24 protein-coding genes and 1 tRNA gene are annotated in these 24,444 nt (G+C 68.8%); 13 read left to right on the top strand and 12 right to left on the bottom strand.

Annotated features, from left to right (window positions below; genetic code table 11):
- Positions 1-11 precede the first annotated feature (11 nt).
- The 4 genes from FG99_RS02995 to FG99_RS02980 all read left to right on the top strand — a co-directional run bounded on the left by FG99_RS02995 (position 12) and on the right by FG99_RS02980 (position 5,031).
- On the top strand, positions 12-965 hold the full coding sequence (locus tag FG99_RS02995; RefSeq protein WP_009621539.1) for a DUF58 domain-containing protein: 954 nt from the start codon (positions 12-14) through the stop codon (positions 963-965).
- Positions 962-2,953, top strand: coding sequence for a transglutaminase TgpA family protein (locus tag FG99_RS02990; RefSeq protein WP_043267196.1), 1,992 nt, complete (start codon positions 962-964; stop codon positions 2,951-2,953). The genes FG99_RS02995 and FG99_RS02990 overlap by 4 nt, the downstream gene beginning before the upstream one ends.
- 95 nt (positions 2,954-3,048) lie before the next feature.
- Positions 3,049-3,810, top strand: coding sequence for a CHAD domain-containing protein (locus FG99_RS02985; RefSeq protein ID WP_009621543.1), 762 nt, complete (start codon positions 3,049-3,051; stop codon positions 3,808-3,810).
- A gap of 420 nt (positions 3,811-4,230) precedes the next feature.
- The gene (locus FG99_RS02980) at positions 4,231-5,031 is read left to right on the top strand and encodes an acyl-CoA thioesterase (protein ID WP_009621545.1); all 801 of its coding nucleotides are present in this window, start codon (positions 4,231-4,233) and stop codon (positions 5,029-5,031) included.
- A 3-nt stretch (positions 5,032-5,034) separates the two neighbouring features.
- On the opposite strand, the gene FG99_RS02975 is transcribed toward FG99_RS02980, so the two are convergent.
- The 3 genes from FG99_RS02975 to FG99_RS02965 form a co-directional block, all read right to left on the bottom strand.
- Complete coding sequence (locus FG99_RS02975; RefSeq protein WP_043267194.1) at positions 5,035-5,394, bottom strand: Mpo1-like protein; 360 nt, start codon at positions 5,392-5,394, stop codon at positions 5,035-5,037.
- A gap of 156 nt (positions 5,395-5,550) precedes the next feature.
- A complete protein-coding gene (locus FG99_RS02970) occupies positions 5,551-7,029 on the bottom strand; it encodes a methyl-accepting chemotaxis protein (protein ID WP_009621550.1) in 1,479 nt (492 codons plus the stop codon).
- A 138-nt stretch (positions 7,030-7,167) separates the two neighbouring features.
- Entirely contained in the window at positions 7,168-7,983 is an 816-nt protein-coding gene (locus FG99_RS02965; RefSeq protein WP_043267193.1) for a TatD family hydrolase, read from the bottom strand.
- Positions 7,984-8,206: 223 nt separating this feature from the next.
- Here FG99_RS02965 and FG99_RS02960 point away from each other — a divergent pair, with 223 nt between their 5' ends.
- Positions 8,207-9,631: an MltF family protein gene (locus FG99_RS02960; protein ID WP_043267191.1), complete on the top strand. Its 1,425-nt coding sequence runs from the start codon at positions 8,207-8,209 to the stop codon at positions 9,629-9,631.
- A gap of 119 nt (positions 9,632-9,750) precedes the next feature.
- Positions 9,751-10,185, top strand: a complete 435-nt coding sequence (locus FG99_RS02955) for a DoxX family protein (RefSeq protein ID WP_009621557.1) — start codon at positions 9,751-9,753, stop codon at positions 10,183-10,185.
- 66 nt (positions 10,186-10,251) lie between these two features.
- Here the strand turns inward: FG99_RS02955 and FG99_RS02950 are convergent, their stop codons facing one another.
- Entirely contained in the window at positions 10,252-11,280 is a 1,029-nt protein-coding gene (locus FG99_RS02950) for a YeiH family protein (protein ID WP_043267189.1), read from the bottom strand.
- A gap of 93 nt (positions 11,281-11,373) precedes the next feature.
- Here FG99_RS02950 and FG99_RS02945 point away from each other — a divergent pair, with 93 nt between their 5' ends.
- A complete protein-coding gene (locus FG99_RS02945) occupies positions 11,374-12,267 on the top strand; it encodes a LysR family transcriptional regulator (protein WP_009621560.1) in 894 nt (297 codons plus the stop codon).
- Here the strand turns inward: FG99_RS02945 and thpR are convergent.
- Complete coding sequence (gene thpR, locus FG99_RS02940) at positions 12,257-12,790, bottom strand: RNA 2',3'-cyclic phosphodiesterase (protein ID WP_043267187.1); 534 nt, start codon at positions 12,788-12,790, stop codon at positions 12,257-12,259. The genes FG99_RS02945 and thpR overlap by 11 nt on opposite strands.
- 192 nt (positions 12,791-12,982) lie before the next feature.
- Between thpR and FG99_RS02935 the strand changes: the two genes are divergently transcribed.
- Positions 12,983-13,303, top strand: coding sequence for a hypothetical protein (locus FG99_RS02935; protein ID WP_009621564.1), 321 nt, complete (start codon positions 12,983-12,985; stop codon positions 13,301-13,303).
- A 548-nt stretch (positions 13,304-13,851) separates the two neighbouring features.
- Here FG99_RS02935 and greB read toward each other — a convergent pair.
- The 3 genes from greB to FG99_RS02920 are packed head-to-tail and all read right to left on the bottom strand — an operon-like array spanning position 13,852 to position 17,576.
- Positions 13,852-14,349, bottom strand: a complete 498-nt coding sequence (gene greB / locus FG99_RS02930; protein WP_009623511.1) for a transcription elongation factor GreB — start codon at positions 14,347-14,349, stop codon at positions 13,852-13,854.
- Between the two features lie 37 nt (positions 14,350-14,386).
- Positions 14,387-16,879 carry an ABC transporter permease gene (locus FG99_RS02925; RefSeq protein ID WP_141766305.1) on the bottom strand — a complete coding sequence of 831 codons (2,493 nt, stop codon included), beginning with the start codon at positions 16,877-16,879 and terminating at the stop codon, positions 14,387-14,389.
- A 13-nt stretch (positions 16,880-16,892) separates the two neighbouring features.
- Complete coding sequence (locus FG99_RS02920; protein ID WP_043267183.1) at positions 16,893-17,576, bottom strand: ABC transporter ATP-binding protein; 684 nt, start codon at positions 17,574-17,576, stop codon at positions 16,893-16,895.
- 10 nt (positions 17,577-17,586) lie between these two features.
- Here FG99_RS02920 and FG99_RS02915 point away from each other — a divergent pair, with 10 nt between their 5' ends.
- From FG99_RS02915 to FG99_RS02905, 3 genes are all read left to right on the top strand, one after another.
- Positions 17,587-18,192, top strand: coding sequence for an arylesterase (locus tag FG99_RS02915; protein ID WP_009623508.1), 606 nt, complete (start codon positions 17,587-17,589; stop codon positions 18,190-18,192).
- A 71-nt stretch (positions 18,193-18,263) separates the two neighbouring features.
- Positions 18,264-18,542 (top strand): hypothetical protein, encoded by a 279-nt coding sequence (locus FG99_RS02910; RefSeq protein ID WP_009623507.1) that lies wholly within the window; start codon positions 18,264-18,266, stop codon positions 18,540-18,542.
- Between the two features lie 76 nt (positions 18,543-18,618).
- Positions 18,619-19,593: a L,D-transpeptidase family protein gene (locus FG99_RS02905; RefSeq protein WP_009623505.1), complete on the top strand. Its 975-nt coding sequence runs from the start codon at positions 18,619-18,621 to the stop codon at positions 19,591-19,593.
- 127 nt (positions 19,594-19,720) lie between these two features.
- Here the strand turns inward: FG99_RS02905 and oprI are convergent, their stop codons facing one another.
- A complete protein-coding gene (gene oprI, locus FG99_RS02900; RefSeq protein ID WP_024128796.1) occupies positions 19,721-19,972 on the bottom strand; it encodes an outer membrane lipoprotei OprI in 252 nt (83 codons plus the stop codon).
- Between the two features lie 408 nt (positions 19,973-20,380).
- Positions 20,381-20,470: transfer RNA gene (locus tag FG99_RS02895), tRNA-Ser, on the bottom strand.
- A gap of 161 nt (positions 20,471-20,631) precedes the next feature.
- On the opposite strand from FG99_RS02895, the gene earP reads away from it, so the two are divergent.
- Together earP and efp are read left to right on the top strand one after the other, a co-directional pair.
- The gene (earP, locus tag FG99_RS02890; RefSeq protein WP_043267181.1) at positions 20,632-21,762 is read left to right on the top strand and encodes an elongation factor P maturation arginine rhamnosyltransferase EarP; all 1,131 of its coding nucleotides are present in this window, start codon (positions 20,632-20,634) and stop codon (positions 21,760-21,762) included.
- 43 nt (positions 21,763-21,805) lie between these two features.
- A complete protein-coding gene (gene efp, locus FG99_RS02885; protein WP_009623501.1) occupies positions 21,806-22,372 on the top strand; it encodes an elongation factor P in 567 nt (188 codons plus the stop codon).
- A gap of 489 nt (positions 22,373-22,861) precedes the next feature.
- Here the strand turns inward: efp and FG99_RS02880 are convergent, their stop codons facing one another.
- Both FG99_RS02880 and FG99_RS02875 read right to left on the bottom strand, forming a co-directional pair.
- Positions 22,862-23,881 (bottom strand): alpha/beta hydrolase, encoded by a 1,020-nt coding sequence (locus FG99_RS02880; protein ID WP_043267179.1) that lies wholly within the window; start codon positions 23,879-23,881, stop codon positions 22,862-22,864.
- Positions 23,882-23,907: 26 nt separating this feature from the next.
- Complete coding sequence (locus FG99_RS02875) at positions 23,908-24,336, bottom strand: organic hydroperoxide resistance protein (RefSeq protein ID WP_043267177.1); 429 nt, start codon at positions 24,334-24,336, stop codon at positions 23,908-23,910.
- Positions 24,337-24,444: the final 108 nt, after the last annotated feature.

Below are 24,444 nucleotides of genomic sequence, written 5' to 3'. Positions count from 1 at the left end.
GGGGCCCGGCCATGCTGGTGAAGGTCCGCCCGCTGTGGCAGAGCTGGATCGCCCGGCGCATCCCGCCGTCGCCCTCGCTGCAGCTGAACCAGCGGCGCATCTTCATCATCCCCTCGGGGCAGGGCGTGGCCTTCGGCGTCGCCGTGGTCCTGCTGCTGCTCACCGCCATCAACTACCAGAACAGCCTGGCCTATGGCCTGACCTTCCTGCTGCTGTCGCTGTTCATCGTCGCCATCCTGCACACCTACCGTAACCTCGGCGGCCTGCGCCTCACCGCGCTGGGCGCGCTGCCGGTGTTCGTCGGCGAGCAGGTCTGCTTCCGCGTGCGCCTGGAAGGCGAAGGCCGCGAACGCCGGGCCATCGGCCTCGGCTGGTCGGAACAGGCGCTGCAGTACGCCGACGTGCGCGCCAATGGCGCCGAGGAACTGCTGCTGACGCTGCCGGCCGAGCGCCGCGGCTGGCTGCGCCCGGGCCGCCTGCGGGTGGAGAGCCGCTTCCCCCTGGGCCTGCTGGTGGCCTGGAGCTGGCTCGACCTGGACCAGGCCGGCCTGGTCTACCCGCGCCCGCTGCCCGCCGACCTGCCCCTGGAAGGCGGCCGCGCCGACGAGCACGATGAAGGCCTGCGCGCCAGCGGCAGCGGCGCCGACGACTTCCAGGGCCTGCGCCCCTACCAGAGCGGCGACTCGCGCCGGCGCTTGCACTGGAAGGCCTACTCCCGCGGCCAGGGCCTGTTGGTGAAGGACTTCGCCGCGCTCAGCGGGCGCGACCTCTGGCTGGACTTCGAGCTGCTCGGCGGCGACGTCGAGACGCGCCTGTCCTGCCTCTGCCACTGGGTGCTGCAGTTGTCCCTGCGCGGCCAGAGCTTCGGCCTGCGCCTACCCGGCGTGCAGCTGCCGCTGGCCAGCGGCGACGCCCACCGCGGCGCCTGCCTGCGCGAGCTGGCGCTGTTCGGAGTACGGCCGTGAGCCAGCAGCCGATCCCGCGCATCGCCCTGACCTGGCTGCTGGTGGCCCAGGCCCTGGTGATACTGCCGCACCTGGAGCACCTGCCGTTCTGGGTGGTGGGCTTCTGGCTCGGCTGCGCGGCCTGGCGCGTGCAGGTCTACCGCATGCGCGCGCGCTACCCCAACGGCCTGGCCAAGCTGGCCCTGGTGATCGCCGCCGGCATCGGCGTGTGGCTGTCGCGCGGCTCGCTGATTGGCCTGGACGCCGGCGTGGTGCTGCTGATCGCCGCTTTCGTCATCAAGCTGGTGGAACTGAAGACGCGCCGCGACGCTCTGGTGCTGATCCTGCTCGGCTTCTTCGCCGTGGCCACCAGCTACCTGTTCGACGCCAGCCTGCTGGCCGCGGCCTTCAGCCTGCTGCCGGTCACCGCGCTGCTGGCGGCGCTGATTGGCCTGCAGCAAAGCAGCTTCGCCGAGGGGCCCTGGCGCACCCTGCGCCTGGCCGGCGGCCTGCTATTGCAGGCGCTGCCGCTGATGCTCCTGCTGTTCCTGCTGTTCCCGCGCCTGGGCCCGCTGTGGTCGCTGCCGCTGCCCGGCGGCCAGGCCACCACCGGGCTCAGCGACTCGATGATGCCCGGCGACTTCGTCGAGCTGAGCCAGTCCACCGAGCTGGCCTTCCGCGTCAAGTTCGACGACGCCGCGCCGCCCCAGGAGCAGCTCTACTGGCGCGCCTTGACCCTGGAGAATTTCGACGGCCAGCGCTGGACGCAGTCCTGGCAGGGGCGCAGCGAACGGGCGCCGGACTGGCGCAGGCAGGGGCCATCGCTGAGCTACCAGGTGATCATGCAGCCCAGCTCGCGGCCCTGGCTGTTCACCCTCGACGTCGCCGAGGGCGGCCCGGACGACGCGCGCATGATGAGCGACTTCCGTCTGGAGCGGCGGCGCCCGGTGCAGGACGTGCTGATGTACCGCGCCAGCTCCTGGCCCCGGGCCCTGCGCGAACCGGACAGCAGCGCCACGGCGCTGCGCCGCGACCTGCAGTTGCCGGCCCGCGGCAACCCGCGCGCGCGAGCCTGGGCCGCAGAGCTGCGCGAGCGCTACCCGCAGCCCGAGGCGCTGGTGCAGGCGGTGCTGCGCCACTTCCACGACCAGCCCTACGCCTACACCCTGCGTCCGCCGGCCACCGGCGAGGAGCGCATCGACGGCTTCCTGTTCGACACCCGCCGTGGCTTCTGCGAGCACTACGCCGGGGCCATGACCTTCGTCCTGCGCGCGGCGGGCATCCCGGCGCGGGTGGTCACCGGCTACCAGGGCGGCGAGCTGAACCCGGCCGGCGACTACCTGCTGGTGCACCAGTTCGACGCCCACGCCTGGGTCGAGTACTGGTCGCCGGGCGCGGGTTGGCGCAGCGTCGACCCGACTTTCCAGGTCGCCCCCTCGCGCATCGAGCGCGGCTTGCAGGCGGCGCTGGCGGAGGAGGGCAGCTTCCTCGCCGACTCGCCCTTCGCCCGCCTGCGCTATGGCGGTTTCGGCCTGCTCAGCCAACTGCGCCTGAGCTGGGACAACCTCAACTACGACTGGCAGCGCTGGGTGCTGGGCTACCAGGGCGAGCAGCAGGCGGGCCTGCTGCGGGCCTGGTTCGGCGAGCGCGACAGCCTCTGGACCGGCGTGCTGCTGGTGGGCGGCGGGGCGCTGTCGCTGGGCCTGCTGGCGCTGCTGCTGTTCAAGCCCTGGCGGCGGACGCGGGATGCGCAGCTGCGCAGCTTCGAGCGCTTCGAACAACTGTTGGCCGGCCAGGGCCTGCAGCGCCACGCCGGCGAAGGGCCGCGCGCGTTCGCCGAGCGGGCGATGGCTGCGCTGCCGGCCCAGGCCGCGAGCATCCAGGCCTACCTGGCGGCGTTCGAACGCCAGCGCTACGCCGGCGCCGGTTCCGCGCCGCAGGAACTGCGCGGGCACCTGGCGCGGCTGCGCCGGCAACTGCCCTGGCGGCTGACCCGGCGTGGCCGCTGAAACGCCTTGCGACCATCGGCCACGGGCGGCGGCTTGCCGCCGATGCGCCGCCAGCTAACCTCATAGATTCCAGGCCCCGACGGACGGAGTTCGCCGTGTCATCCTTCAGCGACTATCTGGTTTCCCATGTGATCGAGCAGGAGGTGGCCCTGTTCGCGGCCTCCGAGCGCCTGCGCGCGCGCTCCGACAGCGAGGCGCTGCACGACCTGCGCATCGCCGTGCGGCGCCTGCGCAGCCTGCTGCATCCGGCCCAGGGCATGCCCGGCATCGACGAGATCGAGGCGGCGCTGAGCGAACTGGGCCGCCTGAGCGGGCCGCTGCGCGACCTCGAAGTGCTGCTGCCGGTGCTGGAAGCCGAAGGCCTGGAAAAGGCCGCCGCATTGCGCCGGCCGGCGCTGACCTCCGGCTACCTGGCGCTGCTCGCCAGCCCGCAGTGGGACCGGCTGATGCGCCTGCTCGACGGCTGGCCGATGCTCTGGCGCACCGCCGAACGCCACGGCGTGCTCGAAGGCCTGCACGCCCAGGTGCGCAAGCGCCTGGCCAAGCAGTGGCACAAGCTGCGCGAAGCCCTCAAGGACCCGGCCCACGACCGCCATCGCCTGCGCCTGCTGATCAAGCGCGTGCGCTACGCCCTGGAGGCCTACCCGAAGGATTCGCCCTTGCCGCAGAAGGTGCTGGCGCCGCTGAAGGAGGCCCAGTCCACCCTGGGCACCTGGCACGACTACGAGCAGTGGCTGATCCGCAGCGAGCGCGAACTCGACCTGATGCCCCTGCAGCCGCACTGGAACGCTCTGCACGACCTGGCCGAGCGGGATGCCGACGAGAGCCTGGAGCGGCTGCTCAAGGCGCTGGGCTGAGCGCCATCCGCCGTTTTCAACGACGGATGATCGCGGACGGAGTCCTACCTTGCGCGGAGGTGCTCTTCGTAGGATGGGTTGAGCTTGCGATACCCATGCTGCCGTGGTGATGGGTATCGCTTCGCTCAACGCCATCCTACGAAAAGCCGTGCTTCCTGGAACCGTAGGCGCGGACTCCGTCCGCGATTGGTTCATCAACCACGCCGTTTGACCATGGCATCCGGCCGCTCCGGGTTCGGCCTTGGCGCGGCTCATGGCTTGGGTATCTCGGCGGATAACCGCCACAGGGTCATGCCTCACTCCCATCTATGAACGAACATTCGCCCCTTGAGTGGACCCGCGTTCAGCCCTAAGGATGGTTGCCAGCCCCGCCGCCTTTCCCCCTAAGATGCCCCCTGACCCAGTCAGCAGGAGGCGACGATGACCTTTCCCGAACTCATCCAGGCGGTGCGCAATGCGCCGGAAAAAGTGGTGATCCCGGCGCAGTGGGGCCAGGGCCGCGCCAGTTTCGGCGGCCTGGTGGCGGCCATGGCCTACGAGGCGATGGCCGCCGTCGCCGAGGCCGGGCGGCCATTGCGTTCGCTGGCCGTTACCTTCGTCGGCCCCGTCGAGCCGGAGGTGCCGGTGAGCTTCCAGGCCGAAGTGCTGCGCGAGGGCAAGGCGGTCAGCCAGGTGTTCTGCCGCGCCGTGCAGAACGGCCAGGTGCTGACCCTGGCCCAGGCCAGCTTCGGCCTGCCGCGCGAATCGGTGGTGCAGGTCGAGGGCCTGCCGGCGCCGGCCTTCAAGGCGGTGGACGACTGCCAGGAGCTGCCCTTCATCCGCAAACTGATGCCCGAGTTCACCCGCCACATCGCCATGCGCTGGGCTGTGGGCGGCATGCCCTTTTCGTCGAGCACTTCACGGGAGATGGGTGGCTGGATGCGCTTTCGCGGCGACGGCGTGGGCGACGAGCCGATGGAGGTCGGCCACCTGCTGGCGCTGATCGACGCCTGGCCGCCGGCGACCCTGCCGATGCTCAAGACGCCGGCGCCGTCCAGCTCGCTGACCTGGACCATCGAATTCGTCCAGCCGCAACCGGCCCTGCCGGCCAACGGCTGGTGCCAGTACCTGGCGACCATCGAACACGCCCGCGACGGCTACGGGCACATCGCCGCCCAGTGCTGGACGGCGGACGGCCAGTTGCTGGCGATCTCGCGGCAGACCGCGACCATCTTCGGCTAGGGCTCAGCGCCGGCGGTTGCGCCAGGCGCGCCACCAGGCGCCGCTGAGGACGAAGCGCGGGAAGGTGACGAACTGCTCGGCGAGCAGGCGGCTCACGGCGTCCTTGCGGTCGCTGAACGGCTCGGGGGCCTGTTCCTCCAGCTTGTGTCCGCGGCCCTGGATGGCCAGCGCCGCGACCATGCCGATGATGCCCAGCAGGATGCTGCCCAGGCTCAGCTTGAACAGCCCGCCCAGCAGCACCAGGGCGGCGACCACGAACAGCGGCACCGCCACCAGGTGCAACGCCAGGTTGGTCGGGTTGCGGTGGTTGGCGGCGTAGCCTTGCCATTGCCAGGCGAACAGGTTGGGATGACGTTTGCCCATAGGCGGACTCCTTTTCCGGTCTTGCCCGTTTTCACGGACGCTTGCACAAAGTCTAGGTCTCTGGCGGGCGCTCGGCGAGTGACTATCGCCTATGGCTTCGATAGCCGGAAACGACGCGGCCCGGACAATGCCGGGCCGCGTGGCAGGGCGGGGCGATTACAGGCGCAGCTGGCGGATCGCCCGGCTCAGCTCGCCGGCCAGCTCGGCCAACTGGTGGCTGGTGCCGGCCGAATCCACCGTCTGCTGCACGGTCAGCTCGGTGACGTCGCGGATGCCCACCACCGAGCGCGTCATCTCCTCGGCCACCTGGCTCTGCTGCTCGGCGGCCACGGCGATCTGCGTGTTGCTCTCGCGCATCAGCGCCACCGCCCCGGCGATGGCCGCCAGCGCCTCGCCGGCCTCCTGGGCCTGCTCGACGCAGCCGTCGGCCTTGATCGAGCTTTCCTGCATGAATTCCACGGCGTCGCGGGTGCCGGACTGCAGGGCGTTGATCATCTGGGTGATCTCGTCGGTGGAGTCCTGCACGCGCTTGGCCAGGTTGCGCACCTCGTCGGCCACCACGGCGAAGCCGCGGCCCATCTCGCCGGCGCGGGCGGCCTCGATGGCGGCGTTGAGGGCGAGCAGGTTGGTCTGCTCGGCGATGCCATGGATGACGCTGACCACGCTGCTGATCTTCTGGCTGTCCTCGGCCAGTTGCTGGATCATCTGCGCGGTCTGTTGCACACCCTGGGACAGCCCGGCGATGGACTCGCCGACGCGGCCCACCACCTGCTGGCCGGCGCCGGCCAGGCGGTCGGCTTCCTGTGACTGGTCGCGGGTGTCGGCGGCGTGCTGGGCGATGTGGTGCACGGTGGTGGACATCTCGTTGATCGCGGTGGCGGCCTGGTCGGTCTCGCTCTGCTGGCCGAGCATGCCCTGGCGCACCTGGCCCATGCTCTGGGCGAGGGTGCGCGCGCCTTCGTCGAGGCGGCCGGCGGCCTGGGCCACGGTGCCGACCACGCGCTGGTAGCCGGCCTGCATGGCGTTGAAGGCAGTGGCCATCTGGCCCACCTCGTCGCGGCTGTCCAGCGGCACGCGGGCGGAAAGGTCGCCGCTGCGCTCCACGTGCTGCATCACATCGCGCAGCTTCAGCAGGTGGGTGAGGATGAAGCGGATCAGCAGTTGCGAGGCGGCCAGCAGGGCCATCATCAGCACCAGCACCGCGCCGGCGTAAGCCAGGGCGCGCTCGCCGAACACCTGCCAGAGGTCGGCCCCGGGGGCCAGCACCGCGATGCGCTGGCCGTCGCCGGCATCCCGCACCCAGGCGCCGGCCAGCGGGCCGAGGCGGCTGGAGGCGCCGCCCAGGTCGACCCAGCCGTTGCCGCGAGCCAGCGCGCCGGTGTCCACGCCCGGCAGTTGCGGGGCACTGCCGCTGGCGAAGCTCAGCAGGTTGTCGGCGCTGGGCAGCGCCGTGCCGGCCGGCCAGTTCTGCAGCAGCCGGGCCTGGGCCTCGGCGCCCTGGCGGGCGGCCTGGTTGCGTGCGTCCACCTCCTGGTGCATGGCGAACAGCACGAGCAGCAAGGTGGTGAAGAAGGCGACCGCGTTCACGGCCCAGAACTTGTACTTCAGAGAGATATCGCGGATCCAGGCGCCCATGGGGATGCTTCTTGTAGTGGGAATGATGGCTTTTGGCCTTCATTCTCGTTGAAGAGAAGAAGTCTGTCTTGATGAGGGTCAAGACAGCTTCGCCTCCCAGGTTAGCGTCGCTTTCCGGACATTCTTGAGGGGTATTCGTCAGCCTTGTTCGGCAATTTCCGACAGGCCAAAGAAGCGCCGGGCGCAGGCCGTGGTATGGGCCGCCAGGTCCTCTTCCGTCTCGCCGCGATGCAGGGCGGTGACGCGCAACACCTCGGGGAGGAAGGCCGGCTCGTTCTGCCCGTGCTTCGGCTTGGGCCGCAGGCTGCGCGGCAGCAGGTAGGGGGCGTCGCTCTCCAGCATCAGGCGGCCGCGGGGGATTTCCCGCACCAGTTCCTGCAGGTGGGTGCCGCGGCGTTCGTCGCAGATCCAGCCGGTGATGCCGATGTGCAGGTCGAGATCGAGATAGTTGTAGAGCGTGCGCCGCTCGCCGGTGAAACAATGCACCACGGCGGCGGGCAACTGGTCGCGGAAGCCCTTGAGGATGGCCAGCAGGCGCTCGCCGGCGTCGCGCTCGTGGATGAACACCGGGCGCTGCAGCTCCACGGCCAGGGCCAACTGCTCCTCGAAGGCCTTTTCCTGTTGCGGCCGCGGCGAGAAATCCCGATTGAAGTCAAGGCCGCATTCGCCCACCGCGCGTACCCTGTCTTCCGCCAGCAGGCCCCGCAGGGTGGCGGCGCTGGCGCTGTTCCACTGCGAAGCATCGTGCGGGTGGACACCGGCGGTGCAGAACAGCCGTTGGCCGCTTTCGTCGCGTTCTCGGCACAGGCGCAGGGCGGCTTCGCTCTCGTCGAGGCTGGTGCCGGTCAGCACCATCTGCACCACGCCGGCGCCGATGGCCTGCTCGATGACCGCCTGTAGCCGGTTGGCGAAAGTCGGATGAGTGAGGTTGACGCCAATGTCGATCAGTTGCATGGTTCTTCCCTTCGGGCGGGCAGCATAGCAGAATCTTCTGTTTTCTTAAGAAAGCCTTAAAAAACAGCCTGTTGAATGCACTTGTGAAAGTGCTTCGGGAATTTTGGATTGGCATCGATCTCCGCTTGTGAGACGCTCGCGCCCCTTTTTTCGGGGCCGGGAACTTGTAAGGGACGCCGGTTTCTCAGGACCGCCGGCGAATCACCAATCCTTGGAGACCTGGATGACGCGACTGCTGCTGCTCACTCTCTGCTTGCTGGCATGGCTGCCGCAGCCGGCGGCCGCGCGCCTGACCAGCCAGCCGGACAACTGGCAGCGCGAGAGCGCCGACACCCGCGACCTGGCCAGCATCCGCAGCAGCGGCGTGTTGCGCGTGCTGGTCAACCAGAGCCGCAACAGCTCCGGCGAGATCAAGGGCGAGCCCATCGGCGTCGAGTACAACCGCCTGCGCGCCTTCGAGCAATACCTCAACGACAACGCCCCCGGGCGCAAGCCGCTCACCCTGAAGTTCATTCCCAAGGCCAAGGACCAGTTGCTGGCCGCGCTGCTGCGTGGCGAAGGCGACCTGGTCGCCCCCGGCGAGGTGCTGGTGGCCCGCGACGGCCAGGACGTCGCCGCCAGCCTGCCGTGGCGCCAGGATGTGCCGCTGGTGCTGGTTTCGCGCCAGGGCAACAAGCGCTATGCGCGCCTGGAGCAACTGGCCGGCAAGCGCATCGCCCTGGCCCCCGGCAGCGCCGCCGGCGAGGCCATCGGGCAGGTCAACGAGCGCCTGGCGCAACGCCATCTGGCGCCCATCGGCATCGACTGGGTGGACCCGTCCCTGGCGGTGGAAGACGTGCTGGAGATGGTCCAGGCCGGCATCTACCCCTGCACCGTGGTGGAACAGCCGATCGCCGAGCGCTGGGCCAAGGTGTTCAAGAAGATCCGCATCGACCGCCACCTGGTGCTCGACAACCGGCGGAACATGACCTGGTACGTGCGCCGCGACGCCTCCATGCTGCACGCCAGCGTCGACCGCTTCCTCAAGGACTACCACGCCCCGGCGGAGCAGGACGGCAACTTCCAGCGCCTGTACCGCCACGCCTACCAGGTGCGCAACCCGTTGGAGAAGGGCGACCGCAAGAAGCTCGAAGCGGTGCGCCCGACCCTGCAGCGCTTCGCCGAGCAGTACCGCCTCGACTGGCTGGCCCTGGCCGCGGTGGCCTACAAGGAATCCAACCTCACCCCCGGCGCCCGCGGCGCGTCCGGCGCCACCGGGCTGATGCAGGTCACCCCGGCGGCGGCGCGCAGCGTCGGGCTGCGTTCGGTGGAGGGCAAGGAGAACAACGTGCAGGCCGCCAGCAAGTACCTGGCCATGCTGCGCCGCAGCTACTTCAACAGCCCGCGCATGGACGAACACGAGCGCCTGGGCTTCATCCTCGCCGCCTACAACATCGGCGCCGAGCGCGTCCAGGGCCTGCGCGCCCAGGCCCGCCGCCAGGGCCTGAACCCGGACCGCTGGTTCTTCCAGGTGGAGCGCGTGGCGGCCCAGGAAGTGGGCATGGGCGTGGTGAACTACGTCAGCAGCGTCAACAAGTACTATCTTGCCTATCAGCGGGAGCGCGATGGGTTGGAGTCCCGGCAGCGGGTAGCTTCCGTCCAGAAGTAATCGGTCTTTCCGATATGTTTTAGCGTGTTTTTGCGCTTTTTATATCGATTGAATGATCTATATTGCTTCTCACGCAACGACGGTTGCCTCACCCACTTTCCTCTGCACAAGGACGCACCATGAACGCTCTGGTCAAATCCATTCTGTCCACCAACGCCGGCGTCGGCCTGGCCGTGCTGCGCATCACCACCGGCCTGACCTTCATGGCCCACGGTTCGCAGAAGCTCTTCGGCCTGTTCGGCGGCCCGGGCCTGTCGGGCATGGCCCAGTGGCTGGAATCCCTCGGCGTGACCCCCGGCTACCTGATGGCCACCCTGGCGGGCAGCGCGGAGTTCTTCGGCGGGCTGTTCCTGGTGCTTGGCCTGCTGGTGCGCCTGGCCAGCATCCCGCTGATCGTCGCCATGCTGGTGGCCGTGTTCAGCGTGCACATCGCCAACGGCTTCTTCATCACCAACAACGGCTTCGAATACGCCTTCACCCTGATCATGATCAGCGTGGCCCTGCTCATCAGCGGCGCCGGTCCCTTCTCCCTGGACCGCAAGCTCTCCAGCTGAGCGACCCCGCGGCCATGAAAAAGGCGGATGCCCAGCGGCATCCGCCTTTTTTATTTTCATTGTGCTTCAGCCCAGCAGGTGCTGCACGCCGCTGTTGATCAGGCCGCCGCCCACCAGCAGGAAGACGAACAGCCCGGCGCCCAGCAGCAGCGGTTTGGGGCCTTCGCGGCGCAGGTCGCCGAGGCGGGTGGCCAGGCCCAGGGCGGCCATGGCCATGCCCAGCAGCACGTCGTCCAGCTGTTGCAGCGGCGCCAGCCAGGCGTGCGGCACCAGGCCCAGCGAACGCAGGCCGGTGACCAGCAGGAAGGCCACGGCGAAGCCGGGGATGTGCAGGCGGCGCTTGCCTTCGGCCGCCTCCTCGCTGGCGGCGAAGCGCCCCAGGCAGAGCAGCGCCGGGGCCAGCAGCAGGACGCGGAGCATCTTGCTGATCAGCGCGGCGTCGGCGGCGGCCGGGTCCATGGCGCGGCCGGCGGCGACCACCTGGGCCACCTCGTGGATGGTCGAGCCGCTGAAGATGCCGAAGGCCTTGGCGCTGCCGAACAGGTGCGGCAGGTGGGCGAACAGCAGCGGGTGCAGGAGCATGGCCAGGGTGCCGAACAGCACCACGGTGGCCACCGCCACGGCGGTGTGCTCGGCGCGGGCGCGCAGCACCGGGCTGCTCGCCATGACCGCGGCGGCGCCGCAGATGGCGCTGCCGGCACCGATCAGCAGGGCGCTCTCGCGCGGCAGCTTGAGCCAGCGCACGCCGACCCAGCCGGCGACCAGCAGGGTGCTGGCGACCATCAGCACGTCGATCACCAGCGCCGCCGGGCCGAGGGCGGCGATGTCCTGGAAGGTCAGGCGCAGGCCGTAGAGCACCACGCCCAGGCGCAGCAGTTGCTGGCGCGACAGCTCGACGCCGGGGCGCAGGCCGCCGAAGCGGGCCAGGCCGAGGTTGCCCAGCAGCAGGCCGAGGAGGATGGCCAGGGTCAGGCTGCCCAGGCCGAGGTGACTGATGGCGGGGATGCGCACCAGCAGGTTGGCGGCGCCGGCGATCAGCAGGCAGAGCAGGGCGCCGGGGACCAGGTAGGGCGTGCGGCGCAGGCGGGTAAGCATGACGGGCTCCTTGTGTAAGGTGCTGCCATGGTGCGCGGCGGGTGCTTAGTGTAAAAACGGATTGTTCTTATTGGATCAAACGGTTTTATCGATATGGCCCCGCGAATCACCCTGCGCCAGCTCGCCACCTTCACCGCCATCGCCGAGCACGGCAACGTGACCCAGGCGGCGGCGGCCATCGCGCTTTCGCAATCGGCGGCCAGCCAGGCGTTGCAGGAGCTGGAGCGCACCCTGCAGACGCGCCTGTTCGACCGCAGCGGCAAGCGCCTGGCGCTCAACGACAACGGCCGCGCCCTGTATCCCCGGGCCTGCGCCCTGCTGGCCCAGGGCGCCGAGCTGGAGACGTTGTTCCAGCACGCGCCGGTGCAACTGGCCCTGGGCGCCAGCCGCAGCATCGGCGGCTACCTGCTGCCGCGGGTGATGGCCGGGTTCCTCGCCGAACTGCCGGACAGCCGCCTGCAGCTGCAGGTGGCCAACAGCCGCGAGATCCTGGCCGCGCTCTGCGAGTTCCGCCTGGACGTGGCCTACATCGAGTCGCCCATCCAGCATCCGCAGGTGCAATTGTTGCCGTGGATCGAGGATGAGCTGTTGCTGGTCGCGGCGCCCGAGCATCCGCTGGCGCGGGCGGCGCAGGTGACCTTCGAGCAGTTGGCGGCGACACGCTGGATCCTCCGCGAGGCCGGCTCCGGCACCCGGGTGACCTTCGAGCAGCAGGTGCTGCCGCGCCTGGGCAGCCTGGCGGCGCCGCTGGAGGTGAGCAACGCCGAGGCGATCAAGCACCTGGTGGCCAGCGGGGCCGGCATCAGCTGCCTGTCGCGGCGGGTGGTGGCCGACGAGCTGGCCAGCGGCGAGCTGGTCGCCCTGGACAATCCCCTGGGGCCGCTGCGGCGCACCTTCTTCCGCGCACTGCACGTGGACAAGTACCCGACCCAGGGGCTACGCCGCTTCCTCGATTACGCCGAGGCGTGGGCGGCGCTCAATCGCTGAGCGTCCGTTCGCCGTCCAGGGGCCAGCGGCCGATGGCCCGGTAGTGCACGCCGTGGGGACCGTTCTCCGAGCTGTACAGCACCAGCTCGCGGGCCGGCCAGGCGAATTGCGCCTCGGCATCGGGTGCATGGCGGCAGTGACGGGCCAGGGTCAGGTGCGGGCGGAAGGGCCGCCGCTCGATCTCGAAGCCGCTGACCTGCAGGGCATCTTGCAGGGCCTGGACCAGGCTGGGCAGCGCCGGTGGGATGGTCGTCGGCGCCAGGTGCAGGATGCCGTTGCGCCAGCGTTCCACGCGGTCCAGCAGTAGTTCGAAGGGCGTGCGCGGCAGGCTTGCGCCCAGGGCCAGCAGCTCGGCCTTGCGGGCGCGCGGCACCGAACCGAGGAAGGCCAGGGTGAGGTGCAGGTTGGCCGCCGCCACCGGCTGGCCGTCGATGACCAGGCCGTCGCGCCAGGCGGCCAGGGGCGCGCGGATTTCCTCCGGGCAGGGCAGGGCGAAGAACAGGCGCAGGGGTGGGGTGCTCATCGGGGCTCTCTCGTCGGCCGGAAGTCGCCTTGACAGTATCGCCGGGGCTTCTCTAGGATGCCGCACAGCGCCGATTTAAGTAGCAACTTGCGGGGCGCTGATGCCTCAGGGGCATCGAAATACCGCTAAAGCGCTGGTTCGGTGTGCCTCTCGCCGCGTCCAGCAGGACCCCAGAGGCGGAGACATGACACCATGACCTGTCCCAATCCCCAGGTGCGCCTGGCCCCCATCACCACCGGCCTGCTGCGGCGCAACCCGCGCATCCTGCTGTGCGGCCACCATCAGCCTACCCTGGTTCGCTACCTCGAAGGCTGGCCGAAGCGCTGGCAGGGCTCGCGCACCTTCCTTATCCAGTTCGCCGCCGACCTCGCGGAAATCGCCCGCTTCCCCCGCGACCATTTCGACTTCGCCGTGATCCAGTCGCCGCGCGCCGAGGAACTGCAGCCGCTGGTCCACGAGCTGACCCGCGTCGCCCGCCAGGGGCTGATCACCCGCCGGCCGCCGGTGTTCTGAGGCCGCGATAGCCGGAACCACTGGCGCGATTCGCGGATGAGATCCGCTCCTACGCTGCCCCGCCCGCGCCATTCTCATGTAGGAGCGCGCCCTGCGCGCGAAATCGCGGGCAGGCCTGTGGCCCCCTCACCCTAACCCTCTCCCGGAGGGAGAGGGGGCCGTTCGGAGTGCGTTGGTGTTTCGGCGTTAGCCGGCTAGCACAGGGATCGCCGGCTGAAACCAGGCCTCCTCTCGGCACGGCCTGGCTCCCTCTCCCTCCGGGAGAGGGCTGGGGTGAGGGGAAAGCCCGCGCGCCGATGCCATTCCCCTGTAGGAGCGCGCCCTGCGCGCGATTCGCGGGCTGGGCCCGCTACAGGTTGCACGGCATTCTTCCCCCCGTAGGAGCAACTGTCTTGAGCCGAGCTGCTCTTCGTAGGATGGGTTGAGCTTGCGAAACCCATGCGGTTGCGCTGATGGGTATCGCTTCGCTCAACGCCATCCTACGAAAAGCCGTGCTTCCTGAGACCGTAGGAGGGGGCCTTGTCAGCGATTGCACCGCGGGACTTCGCTCAGGGATAGTCGATCTCGACCACGAACCAGAGCTTCTCGCCCGCCGGTGTGCGCACCACTACTTCGGCGTCCAGTTCCTTGCCCACCAGGGCGCGGGCCAGGGGCGAGTCGATGCTGATCTGGTTGCTGCGCAGGTCCAGTTCGTCCGGGCCGACGATGCGGTAGCGGGCCTGTTCGCCGTCCTCGTCCTCCAGCGTCACCCAGGCGCCGAAGTAGACCTTGTTCGGGTCGCCCGGACGGTCGCGCACCACCTTGAGGTTCTCCAGGCGCTTGCGCAGGAAGCGCACGCGGCTGTCGATCTCGCGCAGCATCTTCTTGCCGTAGATGTACTCGGCGTTCTCCGAGCGGTCGCCGAGCGCGGCCGCCTCGCTCACCGCCTGGGTCACCTGGGGGCGGCGCACGTTCCACAGTTCGTGCAGTTCGGCGCGCAGGCGCGCCTCGCCTTCGGGGGTGATCAACGGGGTTCCGGCGGTGCGCGGCGGGCGATAGCGGCTCATGGGGTTCCGGCTGTGGCTGGGCAGGCCAGGGAGTCTATCAGCCTTCGCGGAGCAGGCGCAGCGGGCTCAGGGTCAGCGCCCGGCGCGTGCCGAACAGCCCGGCGCCGCCCACCAGCAACGCGCCCAGCAGCGGCAGGCCGAGCAGCCAGGGGTGCGGATGCCAGGGCAACTGGAACACCAGGCTGTAGAGCAGGTAGCTGATCAGCTCGCAGCCCAGGGCCGCCAGCACGCCGCTGACCGCGCCGAGCAGGGCGAACTCGCTGCGCCGGGTGCGTTGCAGCAGCTCGCGCTCGGCGCCCAGGGCGCGCAGCAGGGCGCCCTGGCGCAGGCGCTCGTCGAGGGTGGCCTGCAGGCCGGCGAAGAGCACTACGAAGCCGGCGGCGAGGACGAACACCAGCACGTATTCCACCGCCAGGGTGACTTGGTCGAGGATGCTGCGCAGCTGCGCCAGCAGCACGTCCACCGGCAGCAGGGTGACGGTGGGGAAGGCGCGGGCCAGCTCGATGGCGCTGCGCTGGTCGCTGGCGGGCAGGTAGAAGCTGGTCAGGTAGGTCACCGGCAGGTCGGCGAGGGTGCCGGGCTGGAAGACCATGAAGAAGTTCGGCTGGAAGTTGTCCCACTTCACCGAGCGCAGGCTCTGCACCTGCACCTCGCGGGTCTGCCCGGCGACGTTGAAGCTCAGGCGGTCGCCGAGCTTGATGCCGAGGTTGCCGGCGAGCTTTTCCTCCACCGAGACGCCGGGTAGTTCGCCGGCCGGCGCGTCGCCCCACCAGCGCCCGGCCACCAGTTGGTTGCCGGCGGGCAGCTTCTGCGACCAGGTCAGGCCGAGGTCGCGCTGCAGGGCGCGCTCGCTGCGCACGTCTTCGCTGAGCGCCTGCACCGGCTGGCCGTTCACCGCCACCAGGCGCCCGGGGACCATGGGGAACAGCCCTTCGGCGTTGGGCGAGACCTGGCGCACGCGGGCTTCGAAGGCGTCCTTTTCCGCCGGCAGGATGTTCAGGGCGAAATAGTTGGGCGCGTTGGCCGGCAACTGGGCGTGCCAGGTGTCCAGCAGTTCGCCGCGCAGCAGGGCGATCAGCGCCATGGCCAGCAGGATCAGGCCGAAGGCCAGGCTTTGCCCGGCGGCGGCCAGCGGGTGGCGCAGCAACTGGCCCAGGCCCAGGCGCCAGGGCAGGCTGGCGCGCGACAGCAGGCGGCGCAGGCCGTTCAGGGCGAGCAGCAGCAGGGCGCCGAGGATGGCCGCGGCGACCACGCCGCCGCCCAGCAGGGCCAGGGTCAGGCGCAGGTCCAGGCTCAGCCGCCACATGATCAGGCCCAGCGCCAGCAGCGCGCAGCCGTAGGCCAGCCAGCTGCGCATGGGCACCGGCAGCAGGTCGCTGCGCAGCACCCGCAACGGCGGCACCCGGCCCAGGGCGGCCAGCGGCGGCAGGGCGAAGCCGGCGAGGGCGACCAGGCCGGTGGCCACGCCGGCCAGCGCCGGCACCGGCCCGGCCGGCGGAATCTGCGGCGGCAGCAGGTCGCCCAGCAGCGTTACCAGGCCGAGCTGCGCCAGGTAGCCGAGCGCCGCGCCCAGCAGGCTGGCGGCCAGGCCCAGGCTGAACAGTTGCAGGCCATAGAGCAGCAGTGCTTCGCGGCGCGTCAGGCCCAGGCAGCGGAGCAGGGCGCTGGCGTCGAAGCGGCGGGCGGCGAAGCGGTTGGCCGAGAGCGCCACCGCCACGCCAGCGAGGAGGATGGCCGCCAGGCTGGCCAGGTTCAGGTAGCGCTCGGCGCGTTCCAGGGCGTCGCCGATCTGGCGGTTGCCGTGGTGCGCGTCGAGCAGCCGCTGGTTCGCCGCAAGCCCCGGCTCCACCGCGCGGCGGTAGGCCTGCAGGGCCTGGCCGTCGCCTTCCCAGAGGTCGCGGTAGCGCACCCGGCTGCCGGGCTGGACCACGCCGGTGGCCTCCAGGTCGTGCAGGTTCATCATGACCCGCGGGGTGAGGCTGTAGAAGTCGCCGGCGCGGTCCGGCTCGTAGGTCAGCACGCGGGCGATGCGCAGGGCCTGGCGGCCGATCTCGATGCTGTCGCCGACCTTCAGGTCGAGGCTGGTGAGCAGCCGCGACTCCACCCAGACTTCGCCGGGTTGCGGCCGGCCGCCGGCGCGTTCCGGCTCCAGGGGCGCAGCCGCGCTCTTCAGCTCGCCGCGCAGCGGGTAGCTGTCGTCCACCGCCTTGACGCTGCTCAGCTGGATGCCCTGGTCGGTGGCGATGACGCTGGAGAACTCGACGCTGTAGGCATGTTTCAGGCCCAGGCGATTGCCGCTGTCGATCTGCTCCGGGGCGGCCGGCTGGGTGCCGCTTAGGACCAGGTCGGCGCCGAGGAATTCCGAGGCGCGCACCAGCATGGCGCCGTTCAGCCGTGCGCTGAAGTAGCCGATGGCGGAGCTGGCGGCCACCGCCACCAGCAGGGCGAAGAACAGCACGCGCAGCTCGCCGCTGCTCCACTCGCGCAGCAATTGGCGCAGGGCCAGGCCGAACAGGCGCGTCAGCGGCAGCGACTTCATCGGCTCAGGGCTCCGCGTGGTCGATCAGGTGGCCGCTTTCCAGGCGGATCTGCCGCTGGCAGCGGTGCGCCAGGCGCTCGTCGTGGGTGACCAGGACCAGGGTGGTGCGGCGCTCGCGGTTGAGTTCGAAGAGCAGGTCGCTGATGCGCTCGCCGGTGGTGCTGTCGAGGTTGCCGGTGGGCTCGTCGGCGAACAGCACGTCGGGTTCGGCGGCGAAGGCGCGGGCGATGGCAACGCGCTGCTGCTCGCCGCCGGAGAGCTGGCGCGGGTAGTGGGTGAGGCGCTGGCCCAGGCCGACGCGCTCGAGCAGGACGCGGGCGCGCTCGCGGGCGTCGCTGCGGCCCTCCAGCTCCAGGGGCAGCATGACGTTTTCCAGGGCGTCGAGGCTGTCGAGCAGCTGGAACGACTGGAAGACGAAGCCGACGTGGGCGGCGCGCACCCGCGCGCGCTGGTCCTCGTCGAGCTCGCCCAGGCGGTGCCCGGCCAGTTCCACGCTGCCGCCGCTGGGCTCGTCGAGCCCGGCCAGCAGGCCGAGCAGGGTGGACTTGCCGGAGCCGGAACTGCCGACGATGGCCAGGCTGTCGCCGCGCTGCAGGGCCAGGGAGAGGTCGTGGAGGATGGTCAGCTCGCCTTCCGCGCTGGGAACGACCTTGCTAAGGTTGCGCGCGGTGAGAATGCTTTCGCTCATGGAGGGTCCGATGCGTGCATGGCTATCGAGCGTCTGCCTGGCGTTGCTGCTGGTCGCCCAGCAAGCCGCGGCGCAGACGCTGCTGGTCGTCGGCGATAGTATCAGCGCCGGTTTGGGAGTGGATACCGGCCGCGGCTGGGTCAGCCTGCTGGAGCAGCGGCTGAAGGACGAGGGTTTCGACTACCGGGTGGTCAATGCCTCGGTCAGCGGCGACACCAGCGCCGGTGGCCTGGCGCGCCTGCCGGCGCTGCTTTCCGGGGAGAAACCCAGCGTCGTGGTGATCGAGCTGGGCGGCAACGACGGCCTGCGCGGGCAGGCGCCGCAGCAATTGCAACAGAATCTTGCTTCGATGGTCGCGGCCTCGCGCCAGGCCGGGGCCAAGGTGCTGCTGCTGGGCATGCGCCTGCCGCCCAACTACGGTGAACGCTATACCCAGGCTTTCGCCCGGGTGTTCCAGCAGGTCGCCGAGCAGGGCGGGGTGCCGCTGGTGCCGTTCTTCCTCGACGGCGTTGGCGGCGTGCCGCAGATGATGCAGGCTGACGGCATCCATCCGGCCGTGGCCGCGCAGCCGCGCCTGCTGGACAACGTCTGGCCGCAGCTCAAGCCGCTGCTCTGATCGCCGGGCTGTCGGAAGGCTTCCCCGCGCGGGGGCTTTCCGCTATGTTTGCGCACCCTTCAGGAGCCGCCATGTCCCGCCCCGCCTGGACCCTCTTCGCCTACCAGCTGATCGAACCCGATTCCCAGCTCGATCTGTTCGCCTGCCGCGAGGTGCGCGTGCATCTCGTCGCCCGGCAGCTGGAGCTCGGCTCCCCCGCGGACCGCACCCTGTGCGGCGGCCTGCTGCCGGCGCAACCGCTCTGGCGCGAGGCCCGGCGGCCGCAGCTGCGCGACCGGCGGCTGTGCCCGGAATGCCTGAAACGCCTGGAACAGGAAAAACGCGGGCAACGATTTTCCTGGGTATTGTGAACTCTCCCGGAAAATAGGGTCTGAGTGGTACACTACCGCCCCCTCTGTCAACTGTGCTCTCGCCAAGGATCTCCGGATGTTGTCGCGTGTTATCGCCGCCTGCTCGCTGTCTTTTGCCGCGCTGCTCTCGGCCGGCCCCGTTTCCGCCCTCGAGCTGCCGCTGCCGGCGCCCGGCGAGGATATCGTCGGCCAGGTGCAGGTCATCAAGGCCAAGTACGAAGACACCTTCGCCGACCTCGGCCAGACCTATGACCTGGGCTACCAGGAGATGCTCGCCGCCAACCCGGGCGTCGACGCCTGGCTGCCCGGCGTGGGCACCGAGGTCATCATCCCGACGCGCTTCATCCTGCCGCCGGGCCCGCGCGAAGGCATCGTGATCAACATCGCCGAGTACCGCCTGTACTACTTCCCCAAAGGCAAGAACGTGGTCTACACCTACCCGCTGGGTATCGGCCGCGAGGGCTGGGGCTCGCCCATCGCCCACACCAGCATCGTCGCCAAGACCAAGGACCCGGCCTGGTACCCGCCGGCGTCGATCCGCGCCGAGCACGCCGCCGACGGCGACCCGCTGCCGACCGTGGTGCCGCCGGGGCCGGACAACCCGCTGGGCCCGTTCAAGATGTCGCTGGGCGTTCCCGGCTACCTGATCCACGGCTCGAACAAGAAGTTCGGCATCGGCACCCGCACCAGCCACGGCTGCTTCCGCATGTACAACGGCGACGTGACCGAGCTGTTCCCGATGGTGCCGGTGGGCACTTCGGTGCGCATCATCAACGAGCCGTACAAGTTCGGCCGCAGCGAAGGCAAGATCTACCTCGAGGCCCATACGCCGATCGACGACCACGGCAACCCCTCGGTCGTGGACAAGCACACCGCGGTGATCAATGCGCTGCTCAAGCGCGAAGACATCGCCAACCAGATGCAGATGGACTGGAACGTGGTGCGCGAAGTGGTGGCCGCCGAAGACGGCCTGCCGGTGGCCATCGCCATGCCGCAGCAGCCCGGTTCCTCGGTGGCTGCCAGCGAGAACACCACCGTGCAGATGCCCTGACGCCTGCGCCGTTGTGCCGAGCCCGCCGACCGCAAGGTCCGCGGGCTTTTCATTGCCTAGGAGAAAGTCCGGGCAATAAAAAAGCCGACCTCGAGAGGTCGGCTTTTCGAATAGATCCGAGGATCTATTACTTGCGGCTGGCTTTGTCCAGCATACGCAGAGCGCGCTCGTTAGCCTCGTCAGCAGTCTGCTGGGCTTTCTGAGCAGCGGCCAGAGCTTCGTCAGCGTGACGATAGGCTTCGTCAGCGCGGGCTTGGGCACGGGCAGCGGCGTCTTCAGTAGCGGTCAGACGGGCTTCGGTTTCTTTCGAGTGGCTGCTGCAACCGGTGGCCAGAACAGCAGCCAGAGCCAGAGCAGAGAATTTCAGAACGTTGTTCATCGTGTTCCCCTTAAGGTGGACATTTCCATTAAAGCAATTCCCCATGGGACTGGGAAATTAGCCGGACTACATAGTACTCATTACTTGTAGTAAGTAAACTGACCAAGCGCAAGTACGGCACTTTTTTTTCATGCCGGGCCTGCTTGAACTCTTAATTGCCCGGTAGTTGTGCAAAAAATGTGCAAGTGTCCGCGACTGCCCTACAGCGGGGCTGTTGGGAGGAGCCGAGGCGAGGGCGGAATATCCGAGTATAGACGTCCGAAGTAATGCTAAAACGCGATAGGACGAAAGTCTGCTGGGAACTAATGGCGACTAACTGTGTCGCCAATTGCAAGGGTGCATTGCGAGTGCAACGCGCTGGAACGAAAAAGCCCGGCTAACTTCATCAGTCAGCCGGGCTTTTTGATCTGGCGGTGAGGGAGGGATTCGAACCCTCGATACGGTTTCCCGTATACACACTTTCCAGGCGTGCTCCTTCAACCGCTCGGACACCTCACCAGGGTTTCGACAGCGCTGTGTCTGTCGAGGCGCGCACTTTACTCAAAGGTTTTCCGAAAGGCAAATGTTTTTTCAACGGATTCATCGGCTTAAGGACGTCGAGGGGAAACCGGGGCGGCCCGCCTTGCTAAACTGGCGGCTTCCTTCCAAAGGCGAGTGCGATGGCGAGCTGGGACATCTTCTGCTGCGTGGTGGACAACTATGGCGACATCGGCGTGACCTGGCGCCTGGCGCGCCAGCTCGCCGGCGAGCATGGCCAGGCGGTGCGCCTGTGGGTGGACGACCTGAATGCCTTCGCGCGGCTGTGCCCCGGGGCCGATCCGGCGCTGCCCGGCCAGCGCCAGGCAGGCGTCGAAGTCCGCCACTGGCCCGCGCTGTGGGAAGACACGCCGGCCGCCGACGTGGTCATCGAGGCATTCGCCTGCCCATTGCCGCCGGCTTACGTGGAGGCCATGCGCGAGCGCGCCGTGCCACCGCTGTGGCTGAACCTGGAATACCTCAGCGCCGAGGACTGGGTGGCTGCCTGCCACGGCCTGCCTTCGCTGCAGGCCAACGGCCTGCAGAAGTACTTCTATTTCCCCGGGGTGCAGCCGGGCGTCGGCGGCCTGCTGCGGGAGGCGGGGCTGCTCGAGCGGCGCCGGGCCTTCCAGGCGGACGACGCCAGCCGCCGGACATTCCTGGCCTCTCTTGGCATGGAAGTGGAGGGTAGGGAGCGTCTGATTTCCCTGTTCGCCTACGAGAACCCGGCGCTGGCGCCCTGGCTGGACGCGCTGGCGCAAGACGTGCAGCCGACGCTGCTGCTGATCCCCGAAGGGCGGGTGCTGGGCGATGTCGCCGACTGGCTGGGCCTGCCGGGGCTGGCGCCGGGCGACCGCCATCGGCGCGGCAACCTGCGCCTGCAGGTCTTGCCGTTCGTCCGCCAGGAGGACTACGACCTGCTGCTGTGGAGCTGCGACCTCAACGCGGTGCGCGGCGAGGATTCCTTCGTCCGCGCGCTCTGGGCGGGGCGGCCATTCGTCTGGCACATCTACGAGCAGGAGGAGGGCGTGCACCTTGAGAAGCTGGACGCCTTCCTCTCTATCTATACCCAGGGCATGGAGCCCGGGCTCGAGGCTGCCCTGCTGGCCTACTGGCACGCCTGGAACGGCCTTGGCGATGCGGCGACGGCCTGGGCGGCGCTGCAGCAACGGGCCGGAGCCTGGCGGGAATGGGCGCTGCGCTGGAGCGAAAAGCATGCCGCACAGCCGGATCTCGCCGCGGGGCTGGTGCGTTTTTATACAAATTGGCTATGATACGTCCCCTGTTTTTTGTCTCCAATCCAAATCGGATATTCGTATGAAAACCGCTCAAGAGTTCCGCGCAGGCCAGGTTGCCAACATCAACGGCGCCCCCTGGGTCATCCAGAAGGCCGAGTTCAACAAGTCCGGCCGTAACAGCGCCGTCGTCAAGATGAAGCTGAAGAACCTGCTGACCGGCGCCGGCACCGAGACCGTGTTCAAGGCCGATGACAAGCTGGAACCGATCATCCTCGACCGCAAGGAAGTGACCTACTCCTACTTCGCGGACCCGCTGTACGTCTTCATGGACAACGAGTTCAACCAGTACGAGATCGAGAAGGGCGACCTGGAAGGCGTGCTGACCTTCATCGAAGACGGCATGACCGACGTCTGCGAAGCGGTTTTCTACAACGACAAGGTGATCTCCGTCGAACTGCCGACCACCATCGTCCGTGAAATCGTCTACACCGAGCCGGCCGTCCGTGGCGACACTTCCGGCAAGGTCATGAAGACCGCCCGCCTGAAGAACGGTGCCGAGCTGCAGGTTTCCGCGTTCTGCGAAATCGGCGACTCCATCGAGATCGATACCCGCACCGGCGAGTACAAGTCCCGCGTCAAGGCTTGAGCCTTCGCGTGATGTGAAAAGCCCGGCAGATGCCGTAGAGCTTTTCACTCAAGAAAGAATGCCGTTTCTCTGCCTGGGAGAAACGGCATTTTTTCATTCGCGAACTCCCCGCCACGCAGGCCCGAACCAGGCGCCCCCGGGCGTAGGAGCAACTGTCTTGCCGGCTGCGCCGAGGTGCGCCTCAACGCATGGGTTGACCATGCGGTCGTGGTGATGGGTATCGCTTCGCTCAACGCCATCCTACGGGTCTTGTGTTCGCCGGAGGGGGTAGGAGCGGACCCTGCCCGCGATTCGCTCCCCTTGTAGGAGCGCGCCCTGCGCGCGAATCGCGGGCAGGGCCCGCTCCTACAAGTTGCCGGGAAGGACTCCGTCCGCGATTGGAACCACCGGCCACGCCGGACGCCCCGGTGGCACGAACTGCCCCCTCTCCCTTCGGGAGAAGGCTGGGGTGAGGGGGCAGATGCCGGGCCTTTTCGGTTCTGGCGCGGGTTATTTCAGGTGCGCCTTCAACTCCTCGCCAGCCTGGCGCATGGCGGCCTGTACGGCGGGCACCTTGGCCAGCGGGTTGAGCAGGCCGTAGTCGTGGATCATGCCGTTGTAGCGCGTGGCGGTGACGGCCACGCCGGCGGCGTCCAGCTTGCGGGCGTAGGCTTCGCCTTCGTCGCGCAGCACGTCGAACTCGGCGGTCTGCACCAGTGCCGGCGGCAGGCCTTTCAGTTGCTCGGTGCTGGCGCGCAGCGGCGAGGCGTAGATCTCGGCGCGCTGCTTGGCGTCGGTGGTGTAGCTGTCCCAGAACCACTGCATCATCGGCTTGGTGAGGAAGTGCCCCTGGGCGAACTGGCTGTATGAGCCGGTCTCGAAGCTGGCGTCGGTCACCGGCCACAGCAGGGCCTGGAAGCGCAGCTTCGGTGTGCCCTTGTCCTTGGCCATCAGTGCGACCACCGCGGCCATGTTGCCGCCGACGCTGTTGCCGGCCACCGCCAGGCGCGCGCCATCGACGTCGATTTCCTTGCCGTGCTCGGCTACCCACCTGGTGGCGGCGTAGGCCTGGTTGATCGCCACCGGGTAATGGGCCTCGGGGGAGGGCGTGTAGTCGACGTACACTGCCACCGCGCCGGAGCTCACCACCAGGTCGCGGATCAGCCGGGCGTGGGTCGGGTAGTCGCCCAGCACCCAGCCGCCGCCGTGGAAGAACATGAAAGCGGGCAGGGTGCCCTTGGCGCCTGCCGGGCGCACGATGGTCAGCCTGATGCGCTGGCCGTCGGCCTGGATGGTCTTCTCGCTGACGTTGGTGCCGGAAAGGTCGACCTTCACCGAGGCCTGGGCGCCGCTCAGTACCGCGCGGGCGTCCTTCGGCGACAGGGTTTCCAGGGGCTTGCCGCCGCCGGCCTCCAGGGCTTCGAGGAAGGCCTGGGTGTCGTGCTGCACGCCGGGGCTGCCGGCGGCGAAGGCGTTGCCGATGGCCAGGGCGAGCAGGCTGCCTGCGAGGGTTTTGCTGAGCGCTTTCATGTTCGGGTCTCCTTGGGGTGCGTGGGTCAGACTGCGATGTTCAGGCGCACGTCGATGTTGCCGCGGGTGGCGTTGGAGTACGGGCAGACCTGGTGGGCCGCGGCCACCAGTTCCTCGGCGATGGCGCGCTCCAGGCCCGGCAGGGCAATGTTCAGTTCCACTTCCAGGCCGAAGCCGCCGGGGATCTGGCCGATGCCGACCTTGCCGGTGATGGAGGCGTCGGTGGGCAGTTGACGCTTGCTCTGACTGGCGACGAACTTCAGCGCGCCGATGAAGCAGGCCGAGTAGCCGGCGGCGAAGAGCTGTTCGGGGTTGGTCGCGGCGCCGCCCTGGCCGCCCAGTTCGCGCGGGGTGGTCAGTTTCACGTCGAGGTTGCCGTCGGAGGAGACGGCGCGGCCGTCGCGGCCTCCGGTCGCGGTGGCAGTGGCGGTGTAGAGGGCTTTGATGGTTTGCATGGCGGTGTCTCCGGATGTCTGTTTGTCCGTTAAAATTTTGCGAACTAACTAAGTGCGTGAGGCAGAAGTTAGTCCTGAGTTATTTTGCGCGCAAGATATTTATTGGAA

Source organism: Pseudomonas sp. AAC (genome assembly GCF_000725445.1).
Taxonomy (GTDB): domain Bacteria; phylum Pseudomonadota; class Gammaproteobacteria; order Pseudomonadales; family Pseudomonadaceae; genus Pseudomonas; species Pseudomonas citronellolis.
This window is presented reverse-complemented; position numbering and strand designations above follow the sequence as displayed.

Coding starts and splice junctions, on each gene's coding strand:
- FG99_RS02935 (WP_009621564.1), top strand. CDS start 12,983: ATGACCTGTCCCAATCCCCAGGTGCGCCTGGCCCCCATCACCACCGGC.
- FG99_RS02965 (WP_043267193.1), bottom strand. CDS start 7,983: ATGCAACTGATCGACATTGGCGTCAACCTCACTCATCCGACTTTCGCC.
- thpR (WP_043267187.1), bottom strand. CDS start 12,790: ATGAGCACCCCACCCCTGCGCCTGTTCTTCGCCCTGCCCTGCCCGGAG.
- FG99_RS02995 (WP_009621539.1), top strand. CDS start 12: ATGCTGGTGAAGGTCCGCCCGCTGTGGCAGAGCTGGATCGCCCGGCGC.
- FG99_RS02970 (WP_009621550.1), bottom strand. CDS start 7,029: ATGGGCGCCTGGATCCGCGATATCTCTCTGAAGTACAAGTTCTGGGCC.
- FG99_RS02875 (WP_043267177.1), bottom strand. CDS start 24,336: ATGCAAACCATCAAAGCCCTCTACACCGCCACTGCCACCGCGACCGGA.
- FG99_RS02905 (WP_009623505.1), top strand. CDS start 18,619: ATGTTGTCGCGTGTTATCGCCGCCTGCTCGCTGTCTTTTGCCGCGCTG.
- FG99_RS02910 (WP_009623507.1), top strand. CDS start 18,264: ATGTCCCGCCCCGCCTGGACCCTCTTCGCCTACCAGCTGATCGAACCC.
- FG99_RS02955 (WP_009621557.1), top strand. CDS start 9,751: ATGAACGCTCTGGTCAAATCCATTCTGTCCACCAACGCCGGCGTCGGC.
- FG99_RS02960 (WP_043267191.1), top strand. CDS start 8,207: ATGACGCGACTGCTGCTGCTCACTCTCTGCTTGCTGGCATGGCTGCCG.
- earP (WP_043267181.1), top strand. CDS start 20,632: ATGGCGAGCTGGGACATCTTCTGCTGCGTGGTGGACAACTATGGCGAC.
- FG99_RS02920 (WP_043267183.1), bottom strand. CDS start 17,576: ATGAGCGAAAGCATTCTCACCGCGCGCAACCTTAGCAAGGTCGTTCCC.
- FG99_RS02915 (WP_009623508.1), top strand. CDS start 17,587: ATGCGTGCATGGCTATCGAGCGTCTGCCTGGCGTTGCTGCTGGTCGCC.
- greB (WP_009623511.1), bottom strand. CDS start 14,349: ATGAGCCGCTATCGCCCGCCGCGCACCGCCGGAACCCCGTTGATCACC.
- FG99_RS02945 (WP_009621560.1), top strand. CDS start 11,374: ATGGCCCCGCGAATCACCCTGCGCCAGCTCGCCACCTTCACCGCCATC.
- oprI (WP_024128796.1), bottom strand. CDS start 19,972: ATGAACAACGTTCTGAAATTCTCTGCTCTGGCTCTGGCTGCTGTTCTG.
- FG99_RS02980 (WP_009621545.1), top strand. CDS start 4,231: ATGACCTTTCCCGAACTCATCCAGGCGGTGCGCAATGCGCCGGAAAAA.
- FG99_RS02975 (WP_043267194.1), bottom strand. CDS start 5,394: ATGGGCAAACGTCATCCCAACCTGTTCGCCTGGCAATGGCAAGGCTAC.
- efp (WP_009623501.1), top strand. CDS start 21,806: ATGAAAACCGCTCAAGAGTTCCGCGCAGGCCAGGTTGCCAACATCAAC.
- FG99_RS02950 (WP_043267189.1), bottom strand. CDS start 11,280: ATGCTTACCCGCCTGCGCCGCACGCCCTACCTGGTCCCCGGCGCCCTG.
- FG99_RS02880 (WP_043267179.1), bottom strand. CDS start 23,881: ATGAAAGCGCTCAGCAAAACCCTCGCAGGCAGCCTGCTCGCCCTGGCC.